Annotated in this window: 1 protein-coding gene; it reads right to left on the bottom strand. The window is 26.6% G+C overall.

Going from position 1 to position 572, the window contains the following annotated elements; translation table 11 throughout:
- On the bottom strand, positions 1–572 hold a 572-nt coding region (locus MBBWO_RS06240; RefSeq protein ID WP_207771580.1), incomplete at both ends, for a restriction endonuclease subunit S.

Raw genomic sequence — 572 nt, 5'->3', positions numbered from 1 at the left:
TAATTTTTTTATTTTTTTAATTATTCTTCTTTGTTCGGATAATGGTGGAAGAGGAAGAAGTAATTTATTTAAACTTTTTGAGTTTAATGTTTTTCCTTTTATAGCATTTTTTGTATCTCCTGATTGGGATATTAATGGTAAAATATATAATAAAAAGTCACGAAAAATAAATTTTTTATCAATAAATGGTTTAATTGATATAATAGCTTCATTGTGAACTGCATTCATGTCTAAAATAGACACTTTACCAACAGTTAGTTTAAAACTCATTAATAAGGTATTTTTTGGAACAATAGCTCCTTTAAAAGAGTTTTTCAACGCATTTAAATTTATTTTTTCCTTTGTTTTGTTAATTTTCTCTCCGTCATTCATATCTTTTATAGAAACCCATGGAATAGTTCCATTATCCCAAAATTCAGGGTTTTTACGTTGTGGTGTTTTTCCAATAGAAAAATTGACAACACTACCAAATCTGCACCATTCCCATGTTTCAGGAATATCGAAAGGTATTTCATCATCAATGCAAACAGGTTCTCCATTTTTACCTATTTTCTCATAAAAATGATTATTTT

This window comes from Methanobrevibacter woesei, from assembly GCF_003111605.1.
GTDB lineage: Archaea > Methanobacteriota > Methanobacteria > Methanobacteriales > Methanobacteriaceae > Methanocatella > Methanocatella woesei.
Note: the sequence above shows the minus strand (reverse complement) of the source record. Positions and strands in the feature narration are given on the sequence as shown.